General features: G+C 71.3%; 3 protein-coding genes. All 3 read left to right on the top strand.

Annotation, left to right across the window (positions count from 1 at the left end; translation table 11 throughout):
* The first annotated feature begins 269 nt into the window (after positions 1 to 269).
* Positions 270 to 2,159, top strand: a complete 1,890-nt coding sequence (locus ACH65_RS14210) for an ATP-binding response regulator (RefSeq protein ID WP_049623271.1) — start codon at positions 270 to 272, stop codon at positions 2,157 to 2,159.
* A gap of 163 nt (positions 2,160 to 2,322) precedes the next feature.
* Positions 2,323 to 2,988, top strand: a complete 666-nt coding sequence (locus tag ACH65_RS14215) for a LuxR C-terminal-related transcriptional regulator (protein WP_049623272.1) — start codon at positions 2,323 to 2,325, stop codon at positions 2,986 to 2,988.
* A gap of 211 nt (positions 2,989 to 3,199) precedes the next feature.
* The gene (phnD, locus tag ACH65_RS14220) at positions 3,200 to 4,300 is read left to right on the top strand and encodes a phosphate/phosphite/phosphonate ABC transporter substrate-binding protein (RefSeq protein WP_082190338.1); all 1,101 of its coding nucleotides are present in this window, start codon (positions 3,200 to 3,202) and stop codon (positions 4,298 to 4,300) included.
* Positions 4,301 to 4,515: the final 215 nt, after the last annotated feature.

Genomic DNA, 4,515 nt, shown 5'->3' on the forward strand with positions numbered 1-4,515 from the left:
AAAGTAACTCGCTCCCCGGCGGGGGAGCGAAACTCCGGCCAGAGGCCGGCAGGCATGCGAACGCACACCACCATCTGCCCACGCATGGCACAACAACCACAGCCACAGTGCCCGCAAACCATGACCCGCCGGGCATCGCACGATCAACGCACACCACACGCCACGGCACACCGCGCCACGCCGCACCCCGCCAATGGCCTAGATGCCGCCCCCGTGCATTCGCGCTAGGCTCCATGCGACGAAGCGGCGGCATCGGAAGGGGCAGATCGATGGCGAGGGCGGACTCCATGCTGCTGCGCCTGTGGCGGCGCACGACGCTGATGCAGCGCCTGGCCGGCATGGCCCTGGTGCCGAGCCTGGTGATCGCCCTGCTGCTGGTCGCCATGCTGACCCGCCACCAGCTCGCCACGCTGCGCGCGCTGGGGCACAGCACCGCCGACGCCATCGCCATCCAGGCCGCCTCGGTCTCGGCCGACCCGCTGCGCGGCATGCAGCGCCGCGAGTTGATGCGCGTAGCGCAATCGGTGAACGCCCTGCCCTACGTGGCGCACGTGCAGATCCGCGCTGCCGACGGCGAGATCCTCGCCGACAGTACCTCGCGCAACGCGCCTGCGGGCGAGACGCTGACCGTGGTGCGCGAGGTGCCCGACAACGATCCCTCCCGGCCGGCGCTCGGCTCGGTGCTGGTCGACGTGAGCCTGGCCGACGCCATCGCCGCGCAGCGCGCCAGCCTGCGCAACGCGCTGATCACGCTGGCGCTCAGCCTGTTCGTGGCCGGGGTGATCGGGCTGCAGGCGGCCAACCAGATCAGCGCGCCGCTGCGCCGTCTGGCCCATGCGGTGCGCCAGCTCGGCCGCGGCGACCGCCGGGTCATGGTGGAGATCACCGACCGCACCGAGATCGGCGAGCTGCAGCGCGGCTTCAACAGCGCCGCCGCCGCCCTGTTCGACGCCCAGCGCGGCCTGGAGCGCGAGATCGAACACGCCACGCTGGAGCTGGCGCGCAAGAACGCGGCGCTGGAGGCGGCCAGCGTGGCCAAGGCGCGCTTCCTCGCCGCCGCCTCGCACGACCTGCGCCAGCCGCTGTACGCGCTGACCCTGTTCTCCTCCGCGCTGGCCACCGACGAGCGCGACCCCGTGCGCCTGGACCGCATCGCGCACATCCAGGAATGCGTGGAGGCGCTCGACCACCTCTTCAGCGAGCTGCTCGACCTGTCGCGGCTGGAGACCGGCGCCATGCAGCTGGAGATCACCGAGTTCCCGCTCGACCGCGTGTTCGAGGAGGTCAGCCGCAACTTCCGCATGATCGCCGAGCAGCACGAACTGCGGCTGGTGGTGCGCCCCACCCGGCTGTGGGTGCGCAGCGACCGCACCATGCTCGCGCGCATCCTCAACAACCTGGTCAGCAACGCGCTGCGCTACACCCGCGAGGGCGGCGTGCTGGTCGGCGCGCGACGGCGCCTGGACGGCACCGTGCGGGTGGACGTGTGGGATACCGGCAGCGGCATCGCGCCGGAGCACCAGTCGCGCGTGTTCGACGAGTTCTACCGCGTGGAGGGCTACTGCAACGACCGCGACGACGGCCCGCGCCGCGGCCTGGGCCTCGGCCTCGCCACCGTGCAGCGGCTGGCCGATCTGCTCGACACCACGGTGCGCCTCCAGTCCAGCCACGGCCGCGGCAGCATGTTCAGCTTCCAGCTGCCGGTGGTGGCGCCGCAGCCCTCGGCCGACCGGCTGCCGCTGGAGCAGCCCGTGGACCTCACCGGCCAGCGCGTGCTGGTGATCGACGACGAGCCTGCCATCCTCGCCGGCATCCGCTACCTGCTGCGCAGCTGGGGCTGCGAGGTGCAGACCGCGGAAGACCGCACCCAGGCGCTGGAGGCGGCGGAGAGCTGGCCGATGCCGCCGGACCTGGTGATCTCCGACCTGCGCCTGCGCGGCGGCGAAAACGGCCTCGACATCCTGGCCGCGCTGGACGCCTATTACCTGCGCAGCGGCGTGATGCCGTTCCCGCGCCTGCTGATCACCGGCGAGACGCGCAGCGACCGCCTGCGCGAGATCATGGCGGCGAAGATCCCGGTGCTGTACAAGCCGGTCTCGCCCGAGCAATTGCGCGAAGCGATGGTGGCCGCCTGGGCCAGCGCGCGCAGCGCCGCCTGAGCGCGGCCGCCGCGCCCGCATCGCCTACCCCGGACCGCCTAGGCCGTTCGACGGAGGCCACGTCGGGGTTGCCGATAGGTGTAGGCTGGGGCTATGGTGCTGCCGCGCCGGTGGAGTGCGGCAGAGGGGTTGTCCGCGTGGCGCCCACACGAGGGGAAAGATCATGCGGATACTGATCGCGGATGATCATCGGTTGATCGTCGAGGGCGTCAAGCTCAAGCTCAGCGAGCTCGACCATGGCATCGAGTTCGTGGTGGCGACCGACGCGGACGAACTGCACCGCGTAGTCCACGAGGAGACCGCTCCGGCGCTGGCCCTGATCGACCTCGCCATGCCCGGCGCGCACGGCCTGGACCACCTGGCCGACGTGGTCGCCAACCTGCCCGGAGTACCGGTGATCGTGCTCTCCGGCTCGGAAGACCCCGCCCTGATGAAGGACCTGCTCGCGATGGGCGTGCAAGGCTTCATCCCCAAGGCTTACCCCTCCGAGGTAATGCTCTCCGCCGTGCGGCTGGTGCTCTCCGGCGGCGTGTACGTGCCGCCGATGATGCTGCAGGCGCATGCCGCCGCGAAGCCGGCCACGAACGGCGGGGGCACGTCTCCGGCGCCGCCCGAGCCGCTGGAGGAATACCTGCACAAGCTGCTCACCGAGCGCCAGATCGACGTACTGCGGCTGCTCGCCCAGGGCAAGCCGAACAAGGTGATCGCGCGCGACCTGGGGATCAGTGAAGGCACGGTGAAAATCCACCTGGCGGCGATCTTCCGTGCCCTGAACGTGCGCAACCGGGTCGAGGCGGTAGTGGCCTCGCGCCAGATCAGCCGCCTGTAGCCGCACCGGCGGCAAGGCCCCTCAAGCGCCGACGTTGCCCGCTGCCGGCCCGGCCGAGGCCGGAACCCGATGGCTTTCGCCGCCGCCGGAAGCGGCCCCGGCCTTTGCCGCCGCCTGAAGCCCCGGCACGGATCAGGCTGCACGCCCCACCAGGGCTGGCGTATGCTCGCGCGGACGGCGTCGTCCCGGCGCCGGGAGGGAGGGGGGATGCATGCGGTGTGCATGGATCGTCCATGGGCGAGGCGTCCCTGCGCCACGTCCACGCTTCGCGCGGCTGCTGGCCACCGTCTGCGGCCTCGCGCTGGCCGTGCCGACCGCGGCCGTCCAGCCGTCCAAACCCGACGCGCCGCCGGCGCCGCTGACCTTCGGCATCCTGCCGATCGGCGGCCCTTCCGAATCGCTGCAGGCCTGGCGCCCGCTGCTGGACGACATGCAGCGCGCGCTGGGCCGGCCGCTGCGCAGCATCTCGGTGAGCACCTACGAGGGGCTGGCGCAGGCGCTGGCCAAGGACCGCGTGGACATGGCCTTCGTCTCCGGCCGCATCGCGCTCGAGGCGGTCGAGCACGACCGCATGCAGGTGATCGCCCAACTCACCCGCGGCGACGGCTCGCACGGCTACTACGCGCTGCTGCTGGTGGAGAAGGATGCGCCGATCCGCAGCGTGGACGCGCTGCTCCGCCAGCCCGGCCGCTGGCGCTACGCGCGCGGGGAGACGCTGTCCGTCTCCGGCTACCTGGCGCCCGAGACGCAGCTCTTCGCCGACCGCGGGCTGGACTCGGACACCTTCTTCGCCCGCGTCGCCGTGGACAACCACCAGAACAACGCCCTGGCCGTGGCCAACGGCGAGGCCGACGTGGCGACCAACAACACCGCCGACCTCGAACGCTTCCGCGACCACTTTCCCGAACAGTACGCGCGCCTGCGCGTGCTCTGGCGCTCGAACCTGATCCCCCACGCGGTGATCGTGGCGCGCGAGGACCTGCCCGACGCGCTGCGCGCGCGCATCGCCGCCTTCGTCACCCGCTACGCCAAGCACGGGCGCGAGGCCGCCGCCGAACTCGCCAGGCTCAAGCTGATCCACGACATCAACGGCTTCGCCCCGGCCGGCAACGACACCCTGGTGCCGTTCGCCGACATCGCCTATTCGCTCGAGCGGCGCCACGCGCTGAGCGCGCAATGGGTCAGCGATGTGGCCTTGCAGGCGCGGCTGCGCAAGATCGAGGCGGACCACCGCGAACTGGTGGCGCGGCTGCTCGACCGCTCGACTGCGGCATCGACCTCGAACTTCGCCAACGGCGGCCGCAAGCCTTAGCGCCTGTTACGGTCTTGCGGCTGACTCGTCGGGGCGATGGGGCGCGTCTTGTGGCAGCTAATGGGGGCGCAGAATGCAGTGGCTTCGCTCTTGCTCGTCGTTCCGGCGCAGGCCGGGGTGCTTTACAGCAGCGAAGCTCGTTACCCAGTGCCTCGTGCATGGTTTGGAGCGAAACGTCAGCGCGACCTGGCCGGCCGTTGGCCGGGGTTTCGCTC

It is taken from the genome of Frateuria defendens (assembly GCF_001182895.1).
GTDB lineage: Bacteria > Pseudomonadota > Gammaproteobacteria > Xanthomonadales > Rhodanobacteraceae > Frateuria_B > Frateuria_B defendens.

Coding starts and splice junctions, on each gene's coding strand:
- ACH65_RS14210 (WP_049623271.1), top strand. CDS start 270: ATGGCGAGGGCGGACTCCATGCTGCTGCGCCTGTGGCGGCGCACGACG.
- ACH65_RS14215 (WP_049623272.1), top strand. CDS start 2,323: ATGCGGATACTGATCGCGGATGATCATCGGTTGATCGTCGAGGGCGTC.
- phnD (WP_082190338.1), top strand. CDS start 3,200: ATGCGGTGTGCATGGATCGTCCATGGGCGAGGCGTCCCTGCGCCACGT.